The following is a 22,785-nucleotide window of genomic DNA, read 5'->3' on the forward strand; positions in this document are numbered from 1 at the left end:
GGTGGCCGGTGTCACGTCGATAAATCTGGTCGAACATGCGCTCCTCGTTTCGATACAGGATGACATCACGGACACCGAGATCTTGGAGCTTCAAGACCGGTTGTCGACCAAAATATCCGAGAACCGCGTCGATGGGGTGATCCTTGATATCTCAGCGCTTGAGATCGTGGATACCTTCGTGGGCCGTGTAATCGCCCAGTTGGCGGGGATCTCCCGCCTGCTGGCGGCGGATACCTATGTTGTCGGCATGCGCCCCACGGTGGCGGTCACGCTGGTCGAGCTTGGCATGTACCTGCCAGAAATCCGCACCGCGTTAAGCCTGACACATGCCCTCGCCCAGCTACGCCGCGTTTGACGAAAAGGACCTTGGGGCGCAGGTCCTTCTCTCTCAGTACAAGTTAAGGACCAGCGGCGACGCGGTAACGGTGCGCCAGGCCGTGGCGCGCTATATGAAAGAACACGGCGCCACGGCGCTGAGTGTGACACGCTTTGCCACCGCCGTCAGTGAAATCGCGCGCAATGCGATTGTTCACGCTGGCGGGGGGGAATTTTCCATCTATGTCGATCCAAGGGCCAAGCAGCTAACCGTGGTCTGTTGGGACAAGGGGCCAGGGATTGAAGATGTGGAACTGGCCCTGACCGACGGCTATACTTCAGGCGGCGGGCTTGGCCGGGGCTTGGGAGGCGCGAAACGGCTTGCCAAGATATTTGAAATCCGCACCGCCATTGGCGGGGGCACCAGCGTGTTGATGAGTGTAAACCTATGAAACAATGGGTCGAAGTACAGGACCAAAGCGCCATCGCCGTAGTCCGCCGCGCGGCGCGCAGTCTGGCCACACGGCACGATTGGCCCAAGCTGCGGATTGATGAACTGGCGATCGTCGCCACCGAGGCCACGACCAATATCCTGCGCTATGCAGAACAAGGTCGTGTTTTGATCAACGCCCCTGCCGAGGGCAAGGGCGACGAGATCGTGATGATCTTTACCGACCGTGGTCCCGGCATCAGCGACATGGACCAAATGTTCCAAGATGGCATGAGCAGCGGCGATTCCGCCGGGCTGGGCCTTGGCGCGATCCGACGCCTGTCGAACGGCTTCGACATTTTCAGCGGCCCTGAGGTTGGCACCACCATCGTTTGCAGCTTTGCAAAAGATGCCCCCCGCCCGACCTATGGCGTCGAAGCTGTGGGGCTTCGGGTTTGCCATCCAAATGAGGATGAGTGCGGCGACGATTATCTGCTGCGCCAAACGCCCAAGGCCACGGATATTCTGCTGTGTGACGGGTTGGGCCACGGAACCGACGCAGCGGCGGCATCGCTAGAGGTGACCGAGGCCGTGTTGCGCTCGCGCAGCTTCAACAGCGAACCCGGTGCCGTGATGCATGAGGTGACCGAGCAGTTGATCGGGAAGCGCGGCGCGGTGGCGGCCCTTGTGCATATCGCACAGCCACAGATGGTGCTGCGCTATGCGGCCTTGGGCAACATCGCCACGCTGCGGGTGCGCGACGGCGATATCAAACGCCTGCCCGTCCGCGATGGGCGGATCGGCGCACGCGCCACCCGTGGCTATGAAGAAACCTTTGACCTCGAACCGGGGGATCTGCTGATATTGCACAGCGATGGGTTGAAAACCCTGCGCGACGGCTATCTCCCTCAGGGTCTATTGTGGAAATCTCCGCTTTTGATCGCGGGCTACCTGCTTGACCGGGCATTTCGCGGGCGCGATGACGTCTCGATCGTGGTCATACGCATTGCACGGAGCGCGGACTGATGAAAGCGACCAACCTCGCCTCGGTGAACCTTGAAAAAGGTGGTGATATCGCGGCCCTGCGCCAGATCGCGATGACCTTGACAGAAGCCATGCGCTTTACCTCTTTCGAGCGGACGCGCACCGTGACCGCCGCCGTGGAACTGGGCCGCAATGCGATTGAACATGGGCAGAAAGGCCGGGCGCGGTTCTCGCTGACTGATTTGAACGGCAAGCCCGCCCTTGGGCTGACGGTGATCGATCAAGGCCGCGGTATCGAAGAAGAAAAGCTTGATCCGTCGCGCGATATCGTTTCGGCAACCGGCATGGGGCTGGGCCTGCGCGGCGTGCAGCGGATCGCGGCGCGGTTTGATGTGGACACCGGCCAAGAAGGCACGCGCGTTCATGCGGAGTTTCTGTTGCCAGAACCACAAGGAGCGGTAGAGCAGATCAAAGCCGACGCCATGGCAGCGCTGGAGGCCTATAACGCCAAAGACCCGACCGCCGCGCTGACCGAACAGAACCGCGAGTTGAGCGAAGGCATCGCCGACCGTGACCTCTTGATGCAGGAATTGCACCACCGCACAGGCAACAACCTTGCCCTGATCGTGGCGCTGATCCGGATGAGCAAGACCCAAGCCAAAGAGGATGAGACGCGCCAAGTGTTGCGCGAGTTGGAGACCCGCGTCGGCTCGCTCTCCAAGGCGCATGAGTTGATGCAACGCTCAACCGACAGCACCGACCTTGATCTGTCTGACATGCTGGATGAGGTCACCAAGAACGCCGAACGCGCCTTTACTGGGGATCGTCAGAGCATCGCGATCAAGCTGATTTGCCCCAGCCTCAAGATGGACAACAAACTGGCTGTCGACATTGGGTTGATTGTCGGCGAGTTGATTACCAACGCCTATAAACACGCTTTCAAAGGGCGCGACAAAGGGGTGATCACCATTGAGGTCACTCAAGAGGACGACGAAGGTCTGACGCTCAAGGTCTACGACGACGGGGTTGGCCTGCCTGAGGACGCCAAACGGCCCGAGCGGTCGGATTCGCTGGGCTGGCGAATGATCCGCACGCTGACGTTCCAGCATGAAGCGACGCTGAAGGTCGAAGGCCATAACGGGCTTTGCGTCGAGATCCGTTTCCCGGCGCAGGATTAATACCCCCGCCCCGTGGTTTTCCGCCGCCGCGCCAGTCTTTTTGATCAAAAATCACCTCTGAACTTTTCCGCCCCGTAAAATTGTCCTAGGCATATCGGGAGCCGGCGATTCCCGGACACTTCTAAGCGGCAACCAAGACGCCCGCTTGGCCAATAACGGAGACAGAGCATGATCGAAAAACGTGATTTCTATATCGACGGTAAATGGGTCGCCCCGCTTGAGGGCAGTGAACATAAGGTCATCAACCCGTCGACCGAAGAACCCTGCACCGTGATCTCGCTCGGCGGGCCGAAGGATGTGGACGCCGCCGTGGCAGCGGCCAAGGCCGCCCTGCCCGGTTGGATGGCCACCGCCCCCGAAGAGCGTATCGCGCTGATGGAGAAACTGGCCGAGGTCTATAAATCCCGCACCGAGGACATGGCCCAAGCAATCAGCACCGAGATGGGCGCGCCCATCGAAATGGCGCGCAGCTCGCAATGGGGCGCTGGTTATAGCCACCTGAAGAACTTCATCAAAGCGGCGAAAGACTTCAAATTCGTGAAGCCCTTGGGCGATCACGCGCCGAACGACCGGATCATCCATGAGGCGGTTGGCGTCGTGGCGATGATCACGCCGTGGAACTGGCCGATGAACCAAGTGATGCTGAAAGTGGGCGCTGCTGTCGCCGCGGGCTGCACCATGGTGCTGAAACCCTCCGAGGAAAGCCCGCTGAGCGCGGTGATCTTTGCCGAGATGATGGATGAGGCAGGCTTCCCCGCCGGTGTCTTTAACCTTGTGAACGGCGATGGTATGACCGTGGGCACCGCCCTGACCGGCCATGAAGACGTGGATATGGTGAGCTTCACCGGCTCCACCCGCGCGGGCATCGCGATTTCAAAGAACGCGGCGGATACGCTGAAAAAGGTCCATCTGGAGCTTGGCGGCAAAGGCGCGAACCTTGTTTTCGCCGATGCCGACGACAAGGCCGTGAAACGCGGCGTGCTGCATATGATGAACAACACCGGCCAAAGCTGTAACGCACCAAGCCGGATGATCGTCGAAGCCAGCGCCTATGACCAAGCGGTCGAGACGGCCGCCGAAGTCGCCAATAAGGTCGAAGTCGGCCCCGCCAGCGAAGAGGGTCGCCACATCGGCCCTGTCGTGAACGAGGCGCAATGGGGCAAGATCCAAGACCTGATCCAGAAAGGCATCGACGAAGGCGCACGGCTGGTTGCCGGTGGCACCGGACGGCCCGAGCATCTGAACCGCGGTTTCTACGTCAAACCCACGGTTTTTGCTGATGTCACGTCCGACATGACCATCGCCCGCGAGGAAATCTTTGGCCCCGTCTTAGCGATCATGAAGTTCGAGGACGAAGATCAAGCCGTCGAGATGGCCAATGACACGGTCTACGGCCTCACCAACTACGTCCAGTCCAGCGATGGCGCGCGGCGCAACCGTCTGGCGGCTAAGCTGCGGTCGGGCATGGTTGAGATGAACGGCGAAAGCCGTGGCGCCGGCGCGCCCTTTGGCGGCATGAAACGCTCGGGCAACGGGCGCGAAGGCGGCGTCTGGGGGATCGAGGACTTCTGCGAAGTCAAAGCCGTTTCGGGCTGGTCCAACGACTGATCGCTTTTTAGCGTAGCATAATGCGGCAGGGCCAAGATTGGCCCTGCCGTTTGCGTTTTGGCGGTCAGATCGCCTTTTGATTCACCCGTTTGGAAAGCTCCGCAGCGCTTTCTTTGCGCTCGCTATATCGGTCGAGCAGATAGTCCTTGTTGTCGCGGGTCAGCAGGGTGAACTTCACCAGTTCCTCCATCACGTCGACCACCCGGTCATAGAAGGGTGAGGGTTTCATCCGGTCATCCTCGTCAAACTCCAAAAAGGCTTTGGGGGTTGAGGATTGGTTGGGAATGGTCAGCAACCGCATCCAACGGCCTAAGATTCGCAACTGATTCACCGCGTTGAAACTTTGCGAGCCGCCGCTGACCTGCATCACGGCCAAGGTCTTGCCTTGAGTCGGGCGCACCCCGCCCAGCGACAGGGGGATCCAGTCGATTTGGGTTTTCATGACGCCCGTCATCGCCCCGTGACGCTCGGGCGAACACCAGACCATGCCTTCGGACCATGACACCAGATCGCGCAGTTCCTGCACCTTGGGGTGCTCTGGTTCTGCATCGTCGGGTAGCGGCAGGCCCGTGGGGTTAAATGTCCGCGTCTCGGCCCCGAGGCGGGTGAGGATGCGGGCGGCTTCCTCGGTCATCAGGCGGCTGAAGGACCGCGGGCGGAGCGAGCCGTAGAGCAGCAGAATGCGCGGGCCGTGGGTGGCGCGCTCGGGCGACAGCAGGCGGGCATCGTCGACGGGGTTGAAGTGGTCTTCTTCAATGTTCGGCGTATCGGTCACGGGAATTTCCTTAGGCGGCAGTGGGTTATCGGATGAGCTTCACTTGGAGATGGGAAACCAATGCTGCGTGCGGTTGGCAAAGGCCACGAGCGACAGCATAACCGGCACTTCGACCAAGACGCCCACAACGGTGGCCAAGGCAGCACCGGACCCCAGCCCAAAAAGGCTGATCGCCACGGCGACGGCCAGTTCAAAGAAGTTCGACGTGCCGATCAGCGCGCAGGGTGCGGCGACGTTATAGGGAATGCCCCACGCCCGCGCAGCACCATAGGCGATAAAGAAGATGCCGTAGGATTGCAGCAGCAGCGGCACGGCGATCAGCGCGATGACGAGCGGACGGTCAAGGATCACCTCGCCCTGAAAGCCAAAGAGCAGCACCACGGTTAGTAAAAGCCCCATGATCGCAAAGGGTTGCACGCGGGCCTTAAAGGCGTCGACTGCCGCCTCTCCGCCTTTGGCCACCAACCGCTCACGGGTGAGATAGCCCGCCAGCAGCGGCAGCATGACGTAAAGCCCGACCGAGATCAGTAGCGTGTCCCAAGGCACGGTGATGTCGGTCACGCCCAAGAGGAAAGCCACGATCGGCGCAAAGGCAAAGACCATGATCACGTCATTCACGCTGACCTGCACCAGCGTATAGGTGGCATCGCCGCGCGTGAGGTTGGACCAGACAAAAACCATCGCGGTGCAGGGCGCGGCCCCCAACAGGATCACCCCCGCCAGATATGCCTGCGCATCATCCGGTGGGATCAACCCGGCGAAGACGTAGTTGAAGAACAGCACCCCAAGGGCGGCCATGGTGAAGGGTTTGATCAGCCAATTGACCACCAGCGTCACCACCAGCCCTTTGGGCTTCTCCCCCACCTGCCGCAGCGCACCGAAATCAACGCCAACCATCATCGGAAAGACCATGGCCCAGATCAGCACCGCCACCGGTAGGTTGACCGAGGCGACCTCAAGCGCGGCCAGTGCGCCAAAGAGGTCGGGAAAGAGATTGCCTAGCAAAAGCCCCGCGCCGATGGCCAGTGCCACCCAAAGCGAGAGCCAGCGTTCAAAGGTTCCAAGGCCAGCGGCGGCAGGTTGTGCAATATCGGTCATGGCAGTCTTTCGTTCGTGGTTTTCGGGGGTTAGCAGCAGGTCAACTCATCCAGCAGGGGTTGGCAAAGCTCTGGCTGCCCGCCGCAGCAGTCCTCCAAAAGGAACCCCAGCAGCGCGCGCAGCCCGTTCATATCGGCGAAATAGCGGATGCTGCGCCCTTCTCGGTTGCTGCGGATCAGGCCGGCGCGGGCAAGCACCGAAAGATTGGCAGACATTGTGTTTTGCCGCACGTTCAGCGCGGTGCCGATCTCTCCGGCGGACATCCCCTTGCCCCCCGCTTTAATCAGCAGGCGAAAGACATCCAGTCGGGTCGGTTGGCCCAAGGCGGCAAAGGCTTGGAGAGCATTTTCATTATCCATATATCGTGAATTATTGATATAATATTGGCGGGTCAAGCCCCTTGTGTCAATCTGAATGCAACGATGCGCTGGCCTACGCGTTAATTTGGCGACTGCGCTAGACAAGACAGGGGAGGCAGAAGATGTTGGAGTGGATTGCAGAGAATTCCGCGACATTGCAGGTCGCGGTCAGCCTTTTTACGGCAGTGGTCTGGCTGGCCTATCTGCATATCCTATGGCTGAATTTTCGGCGGCAGAGACAGGCGGTGATCCTGATCAACCGCTCTATCGCGCGAGATGAAAACGCGCATTGCTTCGTCACCAATATGGGCGCTGAACCGATCTATTTGTTAGAAGTGATGGCGCGGGTCGTAACCGATGAAAAAACCTATCACGTCAAGGTCACCGAACGCGAAGAAGTCGCGTTGAATGAGGTTGAAAACCCGCTGACCCGCACCAACCAAGGGCCGATAAAAAGCGGCGATTTCATCGACATCGGCAGCTTTCTTGATCTTTTGCGTCGGGCCGAATCGCGTATCGGTACCGAGGGTCTGTTCGACAAAGTGCGCCAGATGGATTTGACCGTCGCCGCAGCAGATGGCCACTCCACCAAATTGATCGCCGCGCGGCATAAGTTCCGGGCGGAGTGGAAAGACGGCAAGCCTTATTTCGTGCCGGAACGGATCATGCCGCATCAGATCCGAAATATTTTTCAACGGCGCAAGATCACTGCCATGTTGGAAGAGCAGATCGAATAGCGGCGGCTGTGGTTACAGCCGGTCCAGCCCTTCCGCGATTTCACGGGCGATGGCATGGGCGTCGATCCCCTCCCGCTCGGCCGAGACGCGCAGGCCGAGCAGATCGCTTTGATAGCGCCGCGCCAGTGATTTCGGATCATGCGTCGCGGCAATCTCTCCGTCCTGCTGCATCTGTGAGAAAAGGGCCGCAAATTGTTCTTCCATCCCCATGAGATGCGCGCTGGCACGTTTAGCCAATGGGTGGCCATGCGCCTGTAGTTCTAACAAAGTCTTGGACAGCATGCAGGCTTTTGCCGGGGCCTCCTCGCGGCAGATCGCCAGTTCGGGATAACGTTTCAGCGCCGCCATCGGGCCATGTGCCTCGACCAATTCGGCCAAACGTCCGGCCCCGTCTTCGGCGTATTTATCCATTGCGATTTCGAACAGCGCCTCTTTTGATCCGAAGGCTGCGTAGAAACTACCGGGCTTCATTTTCAACACCGCTTCGAGGTCTTTAAGCGACGTGCCCGCCCAGCCTTGTCGCCAAAACAGATCACGCGCCCGGGCGATGAGTTCATTCCGGTCATGGTTGGGTTTGCGGGGCATGGGATCACCAAATGTTGAACGATCACTCAAATATATACTTGAGTGATCGCTCAAGAAACCCTAATTAACAATCATCAATGAATTACAAAGGCGAAAAACATGAACTTCCCGTCCCACGATCAAGATAGCGCGCCCGAAGCTTCCAAACCGCTGCTGGCGGAATCGCAAAAAGCCTTTGGCCGCCTGCCCGGCCTTCACAAGGTGCTGGCAGAAAGCCCGCAGGCCTATGAAGGCTATCAGGTGCTGCACAAGCTTTTCACCGAGACCGATTTCGACGCCGAAGAGCTGACCGTTGTCTGGCAGTCGATCAACGTTGAGAACGAGTGCCACTACTGCGTGCCCGCCCACACCGGCATCGCAAAGATGATGAAAGTCTCGGACGAGATCAGCGACGCGCTGCGCAATGAAACCGCACTGCCCACGCCGAAACTGGAAGCGTTGCGGACCTTTACCGTTCAGATGGTGCGCAACCGGGGTTTTGTCTCTGACGAGCAGATGAAGACGTTCTTTGACGCAGGTTACAGCCACCGCGCGGTGCTGGACGTGATCCTTGGCATGGCGCAGAAAACCATTTCGAACTACGTCAACCACGTGGCCGAAACCCCCGTGGACGAAGTTTTCCAACCCCTGGCATGGAGCCGCGGCGACAACAAACTCGACGTATAAAGTTAAAGGCGCGCCCGATTGCGGCGCGCCTTTTTTCGCCTTCGCGCGGACGTAGCGCGCCCATTCTCCCTTCCATGGCCGACAGATATCTGCCCCAACGCCTAATTGGCTGCTGGTGGTCCAAATGTGCTGTCCTTCTTCAAGAGAACCGCCCCCATGCCCCTCACTCAGACCCTTCGCACCCTCGCACTGGCAGGGCTTGCCGGTGAAATCGCCTTTGAGCTTTATGCTTGGCTGTTGTCCCCCCTCCTTTTTGGCGTCGCACTCGCCCCGGCGAACCTTGTCGTAGCACTTGCTAAGCTTATCGGGGTTACCCTGCCCTATTGGCTTGGGTTTGCGCTGCATATCGCCATTGGCATCGCAGGCTTTTCCGCCACGGTCTGGCTCGCGCATCGCTTGACGCGGCTGGGGCTAGTGCTGTCAGGGGCGCTGTCGGGTCTTGTGCTTTGGTTTGTCGCACAGGGGCTTCTGGCACCACTGATCGGGCGTAGCTTTATGATGGGATTTGGCGCTTACACGCAGTCATCCTTTGTCGGACATGTCGGGATGGCCATGGTGATCGGCTATGTCATCGCGGCGTTGCAACGCAAACAAACGGCGTAAATCGAGCGCGGCAGGTGAATTGCTCCCTGCCGCGCCCGCAGTATGAATCAGGCGGCGCTTTTCCATCGATCAAGCGTTAGTGTGACCAACGCCTCTTCCAGATTGACCGTCACTTCGCCGTCTTGGATCATCACCTGAAGCTTCATCGCGCGGTTTGCCAGATCGGCCAGCGCTTTCGTGTCGGCCTCGGGCAGGTTGACCACTTCGAGATTGTCAAAACGGGTTGTGCTGTTCTTGATCTTGTCCCACCAAACCTCAGCCGTTCGGCCGCCATAGGGATAGACCACCACCTTGGCCGCTTTGTTGCAGGACTGGCGCAAGACCTTCTCGCTTGGCAGACCGAGCGTGATCCAAACATCCAACTCCCCGCTTAGGCTTTTCTGCCAGATGTCCGGCTCATCGTCGGTCGACAGGCCTTTTGTCATTTCCAGATGCTCATGGGCGTTCAGGGCAAAGGCCGCAAGACGCAGCATCAGCCGCTCATCCGTTTCCGAAGGATGTTTGGCGATGGTCAGCTTGTGGGTCTCGTAATAGTGGCGGTCCATGTCAGAGACCGACAGTTCGACTTTGTAGATGGTGGCATTCTGCGCCATGATATGTCTCAATTTTTCTGGGTTACGGGCTGCCTACGCGCTTGGGGCTGCCGAGGAAAGGCGATAGCGATGGCCAGCGTCACGCATTTGACCAAGGACCCTATGTTTCTGCTTGGGCAGTGACTTTATCGTTGGGCTGACCTTACCTCATGGCTTGCGGCCAGCCGGGAGGGGTATTTATGAGCTTGATGTCGATGCGAAACTGTCGCCCCTGCCGCTGTATTGCATCTGGCGGCGCAGTTCCGATGTGGCGACCTACGAAACCAGTGCCGATCTGGCCCAGCCTGCGCAGAACCTCATCAGCGCCAGACCTAGCGCGGCCTGAAACGGGGCTGATCGGAACACACTAACACCCCCCTGAATAATCCCGTTTGTCGTTGGACCCCATCTCGGCAAGGGGGCCCCAACAACAATCGACAGAGATTGACCGCATATCGACCGCGCCCCGCCACGTGACTGGAGAACATTGCCCGAGGATCAGGATGCAGAATGCAGCAATATCCGTACGACCGATCAGGCCCAGCTTCTCGTCTGGAGCGATATAGACCCCGATCATGAGGCTGATTTCAATCGGTGGTATGACCGGGAGCATATGGAAGAGCGCGTTCGCATTCCGGGCTTCACCGGCGCGCGGCGCTATCGGGCTCGGCGCGGCGCCCTATTCCGAACATTGCGCCCTGCACGGGCGGTCTGGCGATTATATTTTCGGGGCTCTGGTCCTGCTTTTCGTTAAGCCATGAGTTTGAGGAGAGACGTCTGCGTCAAGGGCGAAAGGGCAAGAAAATGCCAAACTGCCGCAAAGGCCTCAGACGACTTCGGAAGGATAAATGGTCTCTCGCTCGCCTTGTTCCACTGCGAGTTTGAAAATAGCTGCCGGGATGGCTTCAAGGCCGACACGCCTCTCAAGATAACTCTACCTTGTGCTTGAGAAAGACGAACAGCTTGCGCTGCTCGCCTTTCTTCTTTCGCACGCGCCCTTATTCAGGATCGCGGATCGTGATCGCCGGGTTCATCGGGAAGAAGTTGTGCGGCATGATATGCACGGTCTTCCATTCGGTCGACATCACCGGCCAATCTTCGGTGCGGGGCACATGGTGGAAGCCCGCGGTGAACCACGTAACGATGTCCTGATCCTGTAGCGGCGCGTCTTCCTTGACCCATTGCGCCAGCGTGTCGGAGCCGTCGCTTTGCAAAGCGAACTTGCCGCCAGCATAACGTTCCTCAGGATCATGCACCGTGTTCCATACCGAATTCTCGATATAGGCGTTGCGGATCATCGGGGGGTCGTTCTCAAAGTCGAAAGGCCCATAGGCGACGCTGCCGTGGTGGATCATGTAGCCCGGCTTGTGCCCCAACGGGCCTTTGCGGTCGGGGTTTTGCAGCATGAAGTAGCGCGGCTTGAACGAAGACACCTGATAGGTCGCCTCGGCCTCGGATTTGGGCATGTTATGCTCGACCTTCCATAGGGACCGGCGCGGACTGTCTTCGGCCACTTCGGCAGGCACAATGTCCATCGTCATGAAGCGGTTGCTGGGCTGGTCGATGTCGAAATCGAGCCGGAAGTTGAAGTAGTGGTCATGGTTCGCCGCCACCAGATTGGGCGCGATGAGCGTGCCGTACTCTGTCTCACGCGCTGCCGAAGGATCATCCATCGAAGTCGCATCAGCGCCTTTCACACCGTCGAGACCTGTGGCACCGATCTTGATCTCCATTTGGCCGTTCTGTTTGAAACGGTAGTCGATCAGATAGTCATAGTTGCCCACTTCGGACGCTGTGCGGACCACCAACTCGGTCTCGGGGCGACCCTCGGCGGGGGTGTATTGATCGGGGCCTTGAGCGAAGACCTCGAAGTGCCGCCACGCCGGATCACCGATGTTCCGCTCAAAGATGCAGACCGCGTCGGGGATCTCCAGCGGCTGGCCATCGTCACCCGCGATCATTGCTGGCAGGAAGGTCGCGTAAGACGGGCAGTCGATCCCGGCCACCAGTGGGGTCAGGAACAGCCCGAAACCATATTCGCCACTGTCCATATAGGTCCGCCAATAGAGCCCGGCGCTCGGGTCCATATAGGGCACGAAGACCTCAGACAGATGCGCTTGATAGAGCAGCGTGCGCCACTCCTCGCCATCCTTCACGTCAATGTTCGACAGCACTGGACCGGGGCGTTTGTCGACCCGCAGACGCATGCGCCACATGTCCCATTCCAGCGCGCCATCGGCATAGGTGAAATTCGGCCCGCCCTCTTGGGTCAGCACGGCGGGATTGGTCGCGGCACGTTGTGGAGTGCGCGCCTCGATCTCTTCGCCCGTGTAGCCCCAGCCGTCTTCGGGGATTGCTACATTGCCTTCGTCGATCACCCGCAGCGCTTTGCCGGTTTGCAGGTCCACCACGGCATAGATGTTCTCAATCGGTTTGGCATAGAAATTCGACCCTTCGGGCGACACGTAGCAAGGCACTTTCATCAAGCGCGTGCCGTCGTCTTCTTCAGAGAAGAAGTTGCCCGCAGTGAGCGGCAGGCAGAACACCTGATCCGGCGTCAGCCCACGTTTCTCCAGCCCCGCGATCATGTCGGGATGCTCTAGCGCGGCGGTCATAGCGTTGGCAAACTCGTTGAAAAGGATCATCGGCTGCCCTTCGGTGGGCGCGCTGCTCTCGATCTCTCCGGTCGTCAGGTTCACGATGGTCTCGACAAAGCCGCTGTTGTCGGCGTTGGACATATGCACCATCGCGCGGCGGTCGAGCGTGTCGCCCTCGTTCCATGCCAGCACATCGGCCTTGGGCGGCTCGATCAATTCGATCAGCGGATAGAGCGTGTCATCCCCCGCCAGATCGCCTGCGCGCAGGATTTCGTTGATCTTTTGGTATTCCTCACCGGAAAAACCATCGAGCGGATGCGCGAATGACGCCCCGCCAGTCAAGGCAAGGGCCGCGGCCCCGCCGAGTAGAGTTTTACGTAACATGCTGTCTCCCTTCATGTTTTTCTTGAAGGCGCCCGCCATGGCGGACACCGAATGATCGCCCTCGCCTCCCAGCGTCAGGCGAAAATCACCTGAATGTCGGTGTATTCCTTCAGCCCCTCTTCGCCGAACTCGACGCCGAAGCCTGACTTCTTGACGCCCCCGAAGGGCACGTTGGGCTGGATCATGCCGTGGCTGTTGATCCAGACCGAGCCGCATTCCATCCGTTTCGCCACCTCCTTGGCAGCCGATTTATCCGACGACCAGACCGAACCACCAAGGCCCACGTCCAGCGCATTGGCCTGCGCCAGCGCATCGTCGAGATCACTATAGCGGATGATCGGCAGCGCGGGGCCGAATTGCTCTTCGTAGACCAGCGGGTCGTCGGCGCTCATCCCGGCGATGATCGTCGGCGGGTAGAACAGCCCCTCGCCCGGTTCACCGCCTAGCAGAACCTGCCCGCTTTCCTTGGCCTGCGCCACCAGCTTCGCCACCTTGTCGAATTGCATCTGGTTCTGGACGGGGCCAAGGACGCTGTCCTCCTGCGTGCCTTCGCCCACTTTGATGTTACGTGCATAGGCGACCAGTGCGTCACAGACCGCGTCGTGGATATCGTCGTGCACATAAAGCCGTTTCATCGCGGCGCAGGTTTGGCCGTTATTGATGAAGGCCCCCCAGAACAGCCCTTCGGCAATCGCCAGTGGATCGGCATCGGGCAGGACAATGCCCGCGTCGTTGCCGCCCATCTCAAGGGTCAGACGCTTCATCGTCTCAGCGCTGGATTGCATGACCTTCTGGCCGGTCCCGCAAGAGCCGGTAAAGACGATCTTGGCGATGTCCGGATGCGCCGACATGGCCGCGCCCATGTTGAAGGCGCCATCGGCGGCGCTCACGGAATTGACCACGCCTGCTGGCAGTACTTCGTTCATCAACTCAATCATGCGCAGGGACGCGAGCGGGGTCATCGGGGATGGTTTGCTGACCACAGTATTGCCGCTACGCAGCGCGGGCAGAATGTGCCAGACCGCGATCAGCACGGGGAAGTTCCACGGGGTGATCGACCCCACCACACCGAGCGGCTTGCGGTACATCTCGACCCGGCCCTCAGGCGTGTCTTGCAGCACTTCCATCGGCAGCGACAGGCTGGCGGTATAACGCGCCCAAGCGACCGCGCCGCCCAACTCCCATTGCGAACCGATGCCACCCAAGGGTTTGCCCTGTTCAGCGGTGACAAGCTGGGCCAGTTCCTCCGCATGGGCTTCGATCTTATCGGCCACGGCTGTGCACGCGGCGGCGCGCTCTTCGTCGGATTTGGCCGACCACGCGGGGAAAGCCGCCTTTGCCGCAGCAACTGCGCGGTCTAATTCCGCCTGACCGGCATCGGGCGCCGTGCCTGCTTGGCCGCCCGTGCCGGGATTGGCCACCGGGAAACGCGCGCCCGCTTCAACCCGCGTACCGCCCGCAATCAGGCCGATGCTATCAATGGTGTCTTTCATGATATCCTCCGTCATCCCGTTCCGGCACTGTGCCGAAACGCCTCCTCGGGCAGGAGGTTAGGCGCGGATTGGACGGGCATCTTGGGATAACGCGACAGCCCTATTGGACGATCGCGCCACCGTCGCGGGCCTGTGCGACAACGGCACCGGGGGTCATGCCGTAACGCTGCCGGAAGGCGCGGTAGAAATGCGAAAGATCGTTAAAGCCGCAGCTATAGGCGCAGTCGGCGACAGCGACCTCTTTGGGCCCTCGGCGGGAGAGTTCTGCGTGCGCTTGTGTCAGGCGCAATTGCAACAGACGCTGACCGGGCGTTTCGCCCAAGGGTTCGAAATAGCGCTGCAAGCTGCGCAGCGATACGCCCAAGTGCAGCGCCAAAGCGCTCGGCCCAAACTCAGGATCGCGGTAGTGTCGGGTCATGAGTTGTAGAGCCCGCTCCATGACCTGCCCACGTGCATCCAAGGTCTGGCTGCGCCGCTCGTGGAAATAGGCCCCCATCAGCCCATAAAACGCTTCGCTCAACTGCAAGCCGGTTTCGGGCGGGCAGTGCATCATCTTGTAAAGCACCGCGCGCAGCGCCAGCCACAGGGGATCATTGCGGTCAATCGCCACGCCGCCATCGCAGACGCCACCAAACCTGCCAATCATCTCATCCCGGGGGAGGTGCACTGAAATCTGATGCGCCAATTGCCCGTCATAGACAAATTTCGAGGGGCGGGTCGCGTCGACGATGAACATATCGCCGGGCCGCAAAAGGGTCGATGCACCGTTTTGATGCACCACGCATTCGCCGACATCCTGCACCAGCATAAAGAAATATTCGCCCGGATCGCGCCGGATGCAAGTCTGCGTGCGGGCCGCTTCCTGGGCATCGAGCGAGACCAGTGCGGCTTCGAACCCACCCATTCCTTGTTTCCGCGCCCGACCATGAGACGGCCCCCCGTGGCGCGCTGGTTCCACCTCAAAAGCGCCGCAGATTTGTAGAATGTCGTTGCGTAGGACTTCGATAGGCGTGGATTTCGTCGAGATTCGGCTCAGTGCTTTCATGATCCCGCAACCCCTCAGAAACCCGCGCTGTGGCGCCCCTTAGAAAAGGTTATCGCATTCATTTGCATGCATCAAGCGCGGTCGAACGAAGGCCGATTGACGGTTTACAACATCTAAAGAGGTGCTTTCGCTCCTTCCACCGTCCGGCCGCACCGAAGTATAGATTGCGGCACAAAGCTGCATCGAAACCTAAAACGCCGCAGGCTGACGGGCTCAGATGAGAGCTAAACGCCAAGCTCACATCAACCTTCAAGATGAATGAAACTCACGCGCGATTTCGGCGACACCCTCCGCATTCAATCGGTAATGCGCATAAAGTGCTGCGGGTGGACCGACTTCGACGTATTTGTCTGGAACGCCGTGCTTGCGAAACCTGCACCTTGGCAGGTCAATTAGCACCTCAGTCACCGCTGATCCGAGACCGCCGGTGATGTTGTGCTCTTCTATGGTCAGGATCGCCCCAGTTTCCGCGGCAGCGGCCTTGATCTCATCGCGATCCATCTTGCTGATCGTGAACATGTCAACAACGCGAACAGAGATCCCCTCGCCTGCCAAAACCTCTGCCGCGTCGAGGCTGGCGCGGACCTGCGAGCCGCAGGTGATTATGGTCAAGTCGGTCCCTTCGCGCAGCCGTGCCGCCTTACCGAAAGTGATCTGCGGCACGGACGGATAAACTTCGGGATCGCGCCCCCGGCCCAGCCGGATGTACATCGCTTTGGGATGGTCAACCGAGGCGCGCAGGATCGCGCGCAGGTGATTGGCATCTGTGGCACAAACCACCGTCAGATCGGCCATACAGCGCAACATCCCGAGGTCTTCCAACGCATGATGCGAGCTTCCGTAGAACCCCATCGACATGCCAGAGTGGCTGCCGAGCACTCGGACCTTCATGCGCGGATAGGCGCAGTCTGTGCGGATCGCCTCAGCCCCGAGGATCGCCGCAAAGCTGGCGAAGGTCGCGACATAGGGCACCAAGCCGGTCGAAGCCATGCCCGCCGCCGCCGTGATCATGTTCTTCTCCGCGATGGAGAAATTCACGAAACGCTCAGGGTGCCGGTCGCGAAAATCATTGGTGCGGTTGGCCGAAGCCAGATCCGCCGTCGCCACAACAATGCGCGGATCGCTGTCGGCCAGATCGGCAAGCTCCTCTCCCAATACAAAGGCCGGCATCCCGGCCTTGGGCGTGCCGCGTACCGAACGGGCATCGCGCAGCCGGGTGCTGCCGGTGGTGGTGCCGCGAAAAATCTCGCTCTCGTCCTGCATATCCTTGGTCATGCCATGCTCTCCGGCTCATAGGGTCTCAGGCCTGCTTCCAACTCGGCCATCACGGCGTCGTAGTCTTCGCCCACAAGGTTGCCGACGTGCCAATCGAGCGACATCTCCATATGCGCCACGCCGCGCCCTTTTACGGTGTCGGCGATGATCACCTGCGGTCGCCCGTTGCGGCCCGAAGGCAGGCGCGCGAATGCCTCGCGGACGGCGTTAAGGTCATGGCCATCAATGCGCTGCACCTCCCAACCGAAGGCTGCAAAGCGGTCCTCCATCGGCTCAACGGTCATGATGTCTTCGGTATGCCCGTCGATCGAGAGACCGTTGCGGTCCACAACGGCCACGAGGTTCTGCAGTCCGAAATGCCCAGCCGAATTTGCAGCCTCCCAAATCTGTCCCTCGCTCAACTCGCCATCGCCAAGCATCACGTAGGTCCGGTAGTCGCGCTGCGTCATCCGGGCTGCCAGCGCCATGCCAACGCCGATAGAAAGCCCATGCCCCAGCGAGCCGGAGGAAAAGTCGATCCCTTTGACCTTCTTCATATCCGGATGGTCACCGTAGCTTGACCCCAGCCGGGTATAGGTGTCGAGCTCAGAGGGGTCGAAAAACCCCAGATCTGCCAGCACGGGGTAGAGCCCGATGGCGGCATGCCCCTTGGACATGACAAAGCGATCCCGCTCGGGCCACTGTGGTTGCCCCGGCTCCAGGCGCATCTGATCGTAGTAGAGGATCGCCAGCAGTTCGGCACAGGAGAATGTCGATGAGTAATGCCCCGCCCCGGCAATGCGGGACAGTCGCACGGTCTCGGTTCGGATGAACTTCGCCTTTTCTTCCAGAACCGACAGACTGACGTTGTTGCGCTCGGGTTTCATGCGGCGTCTCCTTGATCTTTGGGGCGATTGCGCGCCAAGGCCGCGAACGCATCCTCTGTGGCCTCCAGCGCGCAGTCGATTTCGGCGTCCGTATGTGCTGTACTCAGAAACATATTGTGGCGATGGTGCAGATAGACCCCGCGGCGCAACGCCTCTCCGCAGAACGCCTCGCCAAGCGAGGCTTTGGCGTCGTCGCCTGCGAACTGCACAAGCGGCATTGCCACTGGTCCGCTTTGGTTGAGGGCAAAGCCATGGCGCGCGGCCTGTTCGTCCAATCCGTTTCGCAGCCGGTGTCCGGCGCGGGCCATCAGCGCGGGGCCATCGATCCGCGTCAATTCATCCAGCGTCGCGACCCCCGCAGCCATCTGCGCCCCGGCGTACCAGAATGAGCCGGTTACAAACACGCTGTTGGCCGCGTCGCGCAGCCAATCGCTGCCGGTGACGGCTGAAAGCGCGTGACCATTGGCAATAGCCTTGGAAAAGGCGGTCAGGTCTGGGCGCACGCCCGTCCCTTCCCACGATCCGGCCATATTAAGCCGAAATCCCGCCCGCACGTCATCAAGCACCATGACCGCGCCACTGTCGTCGCAATGTTTGCGCACCGCATGGGCAAAGGCTTCGGTCGGCAATTCCTGCGGGATACCAAGGTCATGACGAAACGCCGAAACCACGATCGCGGCAAGGTCGCCCCCCGCGTCGGCGACCGCCGCGACAAGACTGTCGACATCGTTAAAGGTGAAATGCAGCAGATGCGCGCGGTCTTCGCTGGTCACACCCACCAGCGAAGGCGAGCACCAAGGAACCGCCCCGTGGTAGGCCCCTTTCGCGATAAGAATTTTGCGCCGTCCTGTTGCCGCACGGGCGGTGGTAATGCAGGTGGTCATCGCGTCCGATCCGTTTTTCTGCAAAAGCGCCCAGTCCGCATGGGCCACGGTGTCTACCAGACGCTCCGCAAGGATCACGGCATGTTCGGTCGGTCCGTTGAGGCAGTTCCCCGCACTCGTCTGTGCGGCCGCAGCCGCTTCGACGCCCTCGTGCTGATGCCCCAGAATGATCGGCCCCCAAGCGCACATAAAGTCGATGTATTCGCGTCCGTCGACATCGGTCACCCGTGCGCCTTTGCCACTAGCGAAGAACTGCGGATAGCCCTTCGGCAGTGCTTCGGCACGCTGATGCCCCCACATGCCGCCGGGAATGACGCGTGCGGCGCGCGCGCGCAGGCGGCTGTCCTGAGACTCGTTGGTCTGAAGCATAGGCGAATTCATCTATCCGCTCCGTTATGAGAATTTGTGATTGTGGATGCCATGCCGTCCAGCGCCGGATCGGGGCCCGGAAAATGGCAGGCGACGGCATGATCATCCGCGCCCGGCGTCAGGGCTGGGCTGACTTCTGCACAAAGCGGTTGCGCGCGGGGGCAGCGGGTTCGGAAACGACAGCCCGAAGGCGGGTTCAGCGGGCTGGGCAAATCGCCCTTCAGCATGGTCCGTTTGCGGCTGCGCTCGGCGCGGGGGTCGGCCATCGGGATCGCCGAAAGCAACGCCTGAGTGTAGGGGTGCTGCGGAGCTGAAAACACCGCATCTGCCGGACCGACTTCAACGATCTGGCCAAGGTACATCACCGCGATCCGGTGCGAAATATAGCGCACCACGCTAAGGTCATGGGCGATGAACAAAAAGGCGATCCCTAGCCGGTCCTGCAAATCACGCAGCAGGTTCAACACCCCCGCCTGAATGGACACATCCAGCGCCGAGACAGGCTCATCCAGCACCACCACCTTGGGGTCGACCGAAATGGCGCGGGCGATGCCGATGCGCTGCCGTTGTCCGCCCGAAAGCTCGTGCGGATATCGGTCTGCCACGTCTTGTGGCAACTGCACCAGCTCCAACAGGTCACGAATGCGCGTCTCGGTCGCTTTGGCGTCGAGCTTTAACAGGCGCATCCCTTCGGCCAGAATGCGCCGGATGGTCATGCCGGGATGCAGCGAGGACATCGGATCCTGAAACACGATTTGCAGATCCCGCCGGACAGGCCGCATATCCGCCGCATCAAGCCGGGTGATGTTGGCCCCGGCCAACACGATCTCGCCATCGGTGGGTTCAATCAATCGCAGGATGCAGCGGCCCAGCGTCGTCTTACCGCAGCCGCTTTCCCCCACCAGCCCAAAGGTCTGGCTCGGTGCTACGTCAAAGCTCACGTCGCTGACCGCCCGCAAAAGCTGCCCTGGCTTGGTGCCCAGAAGGTTGGAACCGACGGGGTAATCCTTGGAGAGGTTACGCACCGACAGAACTGGCTGGGAGGGAGGTGTTTGGATCATAATGCCCCCTTCTCAAATTCTGCGCGCACAGCACCTTGCGTGCCTGCAACGATTTCTTCGGCACGCAGGCAGGCCACGGATGTGCGGTGTACTGGGCGCAGGGACGGGTCGGTCGCGCGGCAATCAGGGAGTGCCAGTTTGCAGCGCGGCGCGAAGCTACACCCTGCGGGGCGGTCAAAGATTGAAGGCGGTGTGCCTTCGATGGACACGAGTTTTTCGGTGATCTTCTCAAGCCGGGGCATCGCGGCGATCAGGCCGCGCGTGTAGGGATGGCAGGTGTCGTAGAAAATGTCATCTGCCGTACCGGTTTCGACCACCCGGCCGCCGTACATAACCGCGATGTCCCGCGCCATGCCCGCCACAACGCCTAAGTCATGGGTGATAAGCACCATGCCAATCCCGCGCTCCGCAGCCAATTGCCGCAACAGATCAAGGATTTGCGCCTGCACCGTCACATCAAGCGCGGTGGTCGGCTCATCAGCGATTAGCAGGCTGGGATTATTGGCAAGCGCCATGGCGATCATCGCCCGCTGGCGCATCCCGCCGGAGAATTCATGCGGATACTGGTCCACGCGGCGGTCTGGCTGTGGGATCGAGACTGACGCTAAAAGGTCCAGCACCCGGCGTTTTGCGTCTTGCGTGCTGATCTTGCGGTCATGCAGACGGATCGCTTCAAGGATCTGGTCGCCGATGGTCAGGACCGGGTTGAAGGCACTCAGCGGGTCTTGAAAGATACAGCCGATCTCTTGGCCCAAAATCTGACGGATTTCCCCACGCGGCATGCCAACCAACTCGCGCCCCTTGAACCGGGCCGAGCCGCTGACGATGGCACTTGGTGGCAGCAGTTGTAGCAGGGCCATCATCGCCACAGACTTGCCCGACCCGCTCTCGCCCACGACCCCCAGCACCTCGCCTGCGTCAAGCATAAGGTCAATGCCGCGCACCGCCTCGACCGGACCATGCGGGCCGGGAAAAGCGGCGCGCAGATCGCGGATTTCCAAAAGGGGTGCGGCGCTCATTTCGGCCCCCTGCGGTCCAGCACGTCGCGCAGACCGTCGCCCAAGAATGCAGTTGCCAGCACCACAGAAAGGATCGCCATGCCGGGACCAAAAGCGATCCACCAGCTATAGAATTTCGCCGCCCCTTCCGAGATCATGCTGCCCCATTCCGGGCTTGGCGGCACAGCCCCCAGACCGATGAAGCTGAGCGAGGCGGCCAGCAGCGCCACCTGCCCGAAGTCCATCGTCGCGTTGATCAGCGTGGGCGTCCAGCACAGCGGCAGGATATGCACCACCAGCACGCGCCCGCGCCCGGCTCCGCCTGCGATGGCCGCTTCGACATGTTCGCGGGTGCGGACCTCAAGCACCTGTGCGCGCATCAGCCGCGCATAGATCGGCCACCAGACGATCACCATCGCGAGGCCTGCATTCGGCAATCCCGGCCCCAAGGTCGCAGCGACGGTCATCGCCAGCAGGATCGGCGGGAAGGACAAAGTCACATCGGCGGCCCGCATGATAACTGCATCCGTCCAGCCGCCAAGGTAGCCCGCCGCAGCCCCTAAGGCCGAGCCGATTACAACGGCAGAGACCACCACCATAAGAGCCACGGGGATCGTATAAGTTGACCCATGCAGGGTCCGCGACAGAACGTCACGACCAAGCGCGTCAGTCCCCAGCCAATGGTCAGCGGAGGGCGGCTGCAACCGCCGCCCGGCCATCATCAGCGGATCGACAAGCGGCCAGAACTGAACGGTCAGCAAGGTCACGGCCCAAAACAAAAGGATCAGGATGCCGATCTGTCCGGTTAGGGGCAAGCGGCGCACAAAGGTCCATGCACGGCGAGCCCGGCTGGGGCTTGCGGGGCGCAATGTCTCGACCGCGCTCATCCCGACACCTTGATGCGCGGGTTGGCCCAAGCATAGGCGATGTCGGTGACCAGATTTGCCAAAAGGAAGGCCGTCGCGCCGACGATGGTGACGCCGCCAATGGCGGGATAGTCCAGCGAACGCGCGGCCGACACGGCATAGGAGCCGATGCCCGGCCAGCTAAAGATCGCCTCGGTCAGGACTGCGCCCGTGATGAGGTAGGCGAAGGTAAAGCCCAACACCGTGAGCACCGGGATAAGCGCGTTGCGCAGCGCGTGGTTAATCAGCACGACCCGATCGGATGCGCCCTTGGCCCGTGCTGTACGCACATAGTCCTGCCCAAGCGCATCAAGCAGCGATGAGCGGACCAGTCGGGCGACAATGCCGATAACCGACCAGCCCAAAACCAGCGCAGGCAGCGCAAGATGGCTTAGCGCCTCGATGAAAAGTCCGCCGTTCCCGGCCAGCAGCGCATCGACGGTATAAAACCCGGTGACCCCTTCTGGCGCTTGGGTCCGGGCATCAAGCCGTCCCGTGCCGGGCGTCCATTTAAGCTGTACCGAGAAGATATAAAGCATGATCAGACCCGACCAGAAGATCGGCAGCGAGGACCCAAGCAGGGCGAATCCGCGGGCAGCATTGTCGAAGATCGAGTGACGGAACCGTGCCGACAGCAAGCCAATTGCCATCCCAAGCGTGGTGCCGACGATCATCGCGGCGACCACCAGTTCCAAGGTCGCGGGCAAACGCTCGGCAATATCGCGGGCGACGGGGCGACGGGTGTTAAAGGAGGTGCCCATGTCGCCCTGCACCAGATTTTTCATGTAGACGACGTAACGCACCGGCAAAGGCTTATCCAAACCCCACTGCGCCTCCACGGCCTGCACGATTTCGGGGTTGTTCATCATCCGCTCGGGCACGAGGGCGGAAAGCGGATCGCCCTTCGTGCTTTGCGACAGGATGAAGGCCACACTGGCCACGCCAAGCAGGAGAAACGGCACTCCCAGCACCCGGCGTATGAGATAGCGCAGCATGGC

The 22,785-nt window shown here is 60.5% G+C and carries 24 protein-coding genes; 9 read left to right on the forward strand and 15 right to left on the reverse strand.

Annotation, left to right across the window (positions count from 1 at the left end; translation table 11 throughout):
- Nucleotide 1 precedes the first annotated feature (1 nt).
- The 5 genes from BM229_RS04325 to BM229_RS04345 all read left to right on the forward strand — a co-directional run bounded on the left by BM229_RS04325 (nt 2) and on the right by BM229_RS04345 (nt 4,515).
- Nucleotides 2–355, forward strand: a complete 354-nt coding sequence (locus BM229_RS04325) for an STAS domain-containing protein (RefSeq protein WP_093926425.1) — start codon at nt 2–4, stop codon at nt 353–355.
- Nucleotides 327–767 carry an ATP-binding protein gene (locus BM229_RS04330; RefSeq protein ID WP_093926426.1) on the forward strand — a complete coding sequence of 147 codons (441 nt, stop codon included), beginning with the start codon at nt 327–329 and terminating at the stop codon, nt 765–767. The genes BM229_RS04325 and BM229_RS04330 overlap by 29 nt, the downstream gene beginning before the upstream one ends.
- Nucleotides 764–1,771, forward strand: a complete 1,008-nt coding sequence (locus BM229_RS04335; RefSeq protein WP_093926427.1) for an ATP-binding protein — start codon at nt 764–766, stop codon at nt 1,769–1,771. The genes BM229_RS04330 and BM229_RS04335 overlap by 4 nt, the downstream gene beginning before the upstream one ends.
- Entirely contained in the window at nt 1,771–2,907 is a 1,137-nt protein-coding gene (locus BM229_RS04340; RefSeq protein WP_093926428.1) for a sensor histidine kinase, read from the forward strand. Before BM229_RS04335 ends, BM229_RS04340 begins: the two co-directional genes overlap by 1 nt.
- A 168-nt stretch (nt 2,908–3,075) precedes the next feature.
- Complete coding sequence (locus BM229_RS04345) at nt 3,076–4,515, forward strand: aldehyde dehydrogenase family protein (RefSeq protein ID WP_093926429.1); 1,440 nt, start codon at nt 3,076–3,078, stop codon at nt 4,513–4,515.
- Nucleotides 4,516–4,579: 64 nt separating this feature from the next.
- On the opposite strand, the gene arsH is transcribed toward BM229_RS04345, so the two are convergent.
- Genes arsH through BM229_RS04360 form a run of 3 tightly spaced genes read right to left on the reverse strand, consistent with a single transcriptional unit; the run spans nt 4,580 to nt 6,747 of the window.
- The gene (gene arsH / locus BM229_RS04350) at nt 4,580–5,290 is read right to left on the reverse strand and encodes an arsenical resistance protein ArsH (protein WP_093926430.1); all 711 of its coding nucleotides are present in this window, start codon (nt 5,288–5,290) and stop codon (nt 4,580–4,582) included.
- A gap of 39 nt (nt 5,291–5,329) precedes the next feature.
- Entirely contained in the window at nt 5,330–6,388 is a 1,059-nt protein-coding gene (arsB, locus tag BM229_RS04355; protein WP_093926431.1) for an ACR3 family arsenite efflux transporter, read from the reverse strand.
- Nucleotides 6,389–6,417: 29 nt separating this feature from the next.
- A complete protein-coding gene (locus tag BM229_RS04360) occupies nt 6,418–6,747 on the reverse strand; it encodes an ArsR/SmtB family transcription factor (protein WP_093926432.1) in 330 nt (109 codons plus the stop codon).
- A 122-nt stretch (nt 6,748–6,869) separates the two neighbouring features.
- Here BM229_RS04360 and BM229_RS04365 point away from each other — a divergent pair, with 122 nt between their 5' ends.
- Nucleotides 6,870–7,484, forward strand: a complete 615-nt coding sequence (locus tag BM229_RS04365; RefSeq protein WP_093926433.1) for a hypothetical protein — start codon at nt 6,870–6,872, stop codon at nt 7,482–7,484.
- A gap of 12 nt (nt 7,485–7,496) precedes the next feature.
- Here the strand turns inward: BM229_RS04365 and BM229_RS04370 are convergent, their stop codons facing one another.
- A complete protein-coding gene (locus BM229_RS04370; RefSeq protein WP_093926434.1) occupies nt 7,497–8,069 on the reverse strand; it encodes a TetR/AcrR family transcriptional regulator in 573 nt (190 codons plus the stop codon).
- 99 nt (nt 8,070–8,168) lie between these two features.
- On the opposite strand from BM229_RS04370, the gene BM229_RS04375 reads away from it, so the two are divergent.
- Together BM229_RS04375 and BM229_RS04380 are read left to right on the forward strand one after the other, a co-directional pair.
- Nucleotides 8,169–8,735: a carboxymuconolactone decarboxylase family protein gene (locus BM229_RS04375; RefSeq protein WP_093926435.1), complete on the forward strand. Its 567-nt coding sequence runs from the start codon at nt 8,169–8,171 to the stop codon at nt 8,733–8,735.
- Nucleotides 8,736–8,891: 156 nt separating this feature from the next.
- Entirely contained in the window at nt 8,892–9,338 is a 447-nt protein-coding gene (locus BM229_RS04380; RefSeq protein ID WP_093926436.1) for a hypothetical protein, read from the forward strand.
- Nucleotides 9,339–9,385: 47 nt separating this feature from the next.
- Here the strand turns inward: BM229_RS04380 and BM229_RS04385 are convergent, their stop codons facing one another.
- Nucleotides 9,386–9,931: a YaeQ family protein gene (locus tag BM229_RS04385; RefSeq protein ID WP_093926437.1), complete on the reverse strand. Its 546-nt coding sequence runs from the start codon at nt 9,929–9,931 to the stop codon at nt 9,386–9,388.
- Nucleotides 9,932–10,043: 112 nt separating this feature from the next.
- Between BM229_RS04385 and BM229_RS04390 the strand changes: the two genes are divergently transcribed.
- A complete protein-coding gene (locus tag BM229_RS04390) occupies nt 10,044–10,256 on the forward strand; it encodes a hypothetical protein (protein WP_093926438.1) in 213 nt (70 codons plus the stop codon).
- 652 nt (nt 10,257–10,908) lie between these two features.
- Here BM229_RS04390 and BM229_RS04400 read toward each other — a convergent pair.
- The 10 genes from BM229_RS04400 to BM229_RS18295 form a co-directional block, all read right to left on the reverse strand.
- Nucleotides 10,909–12,891, reverse strand: a complete 1,983-nt coding sequence (locus BM229_RS04400; protein ID WP_244152107.1) for a copper amine oxidase — start codon at nt 12,889–12,891, stop codon at nt 10,909–10,911.
- Between the two features lie 74 nt (nt 12,892–12,965).
- A complete protein-coding gene (locus BM229_RS04405; RefSeq protein ID WP_244152108.1) occupies nt 12,966–14,384 on the reverse strand; it encodes an aldehyde dehydrogenase family protein in 1,419 nt (472 codons plus the stop codon).
- 100 nt (nt 14,385–14,484) lie between these two features.
- Nucleotides 14,485–15,429, reverse strand: a complete 945-nt coding sequence (locus tag BM229_RS04410) for a helix-turn-helix domain-containing protein (protein WP_093926440.1) — start codon at nt 15,427–15,429, stop codon at nt 14,485–14,487.
- A 249-nt stretch (nt 15,430–15,678) separates the two neighbouring features.
- Nucleotides 15,679–16,704, reverse strand: a complete 1,026-nt coding sequence (locus BM229_RS04415) for a transketolase family protein (RefSeq protein WP_093926441.1) — start codon at nt 16,702–16,704, stop codon at nt 15,679–15,681.
- Nucleotides 16,701–17,570 (reverse strand): transketolase, encoded by an 870-nt coding sequence (locus tag BM229_RS04420; protein ID WP_093926442.1) that lies wholly within the window; start codon nt 17,568–17,570, stop codon nt 16,701–16,703. The genes BM229_RS04415 and BM229_RS04420 overlap by 4 nt, the downstream gene beginning before the upstream one ends.
- A complete protein-coding gene (locus tag BM229_RS04425) occupies nt 17,567–18,835 on the reverse strand; it encodes an aminotransferase class III-fold pyridoxal phosphate-dependent enzyme (RefSeq protein ID WP_208604021.1) in 1,269 nt (422 codons plus the stop codon). Before BM229_RS04425 ends, BM229_RS04420 begins: the two co-directional genes overlap by 4 nt.
- On the reverse strand, nt 18,832–19,884 hold the full coding sequence (locus BM229_RS04430) for an ABC transporter ATP-binding protein (protein WP_093926443.1): 1,053 nt from the start codon (nt 19,882–19,884) through the stop codon (nt 18,832–18,834). Before BM229_RS04430 ends, BM229_RS04425 begins: the two co-directional genes overlap by 4 nt.
- A complete protein-coding gene (locus BM229_RS04435; protein WP_093926444.1) occupies nt 19,881–20,903 on the reverse strand; it encodes an ABC transporter ATP-binding protein in 1,023 nt (340 codons plus the stop codon). Before BM229_RS04435 ends, BM229_RS04430 begins: the two co-directional genes overlap by 4 nt.
- The gene (locus tag BM229_RS04440) at nt 20,900–21,769 is read right to left on the reverse strand and encodes an ABC transporter permease (protein WP_093926445.1); all 870 of its coding nucleotides are present in this window, start codon (nt 21,767–21,769) and stop codon (nt 20,900–20,902) included. Before BM229_RS04440 ends, BM229_RS04435 begins: the two co-directional genes overlap by 4 nt.
- On the reverse strand, nt 21,766–22,782 hold the full coding sequence (locus tag BM229_RS18295) for an ABC transporter permease (RefSeq protein ID WP_208604022.1): 1,017 nt from the start codon (nt 22,780–22,782) through the stop codon (nt 21,766–21,768). The genes BM229_RS04440 and BM229_RS18295 overlap by 4 nt, the downstream gene beginning before the upstream one ends.
- Nucleotides 22,783–22,785 lie beyond the last annotated feature (3 nt).

Origin of the sequence: Sulfitobacter dubius (assembly GCF_900113435.1) — a bacterium.
In the GTDB taxonomy this organism is placed as follows: Bacteria; Pseudomonadota; Alphaproteobacteria; order Rhodobacterales; family Rhodobacteraceae; genus Sulfitobacter; species Sulfitobacter dubius.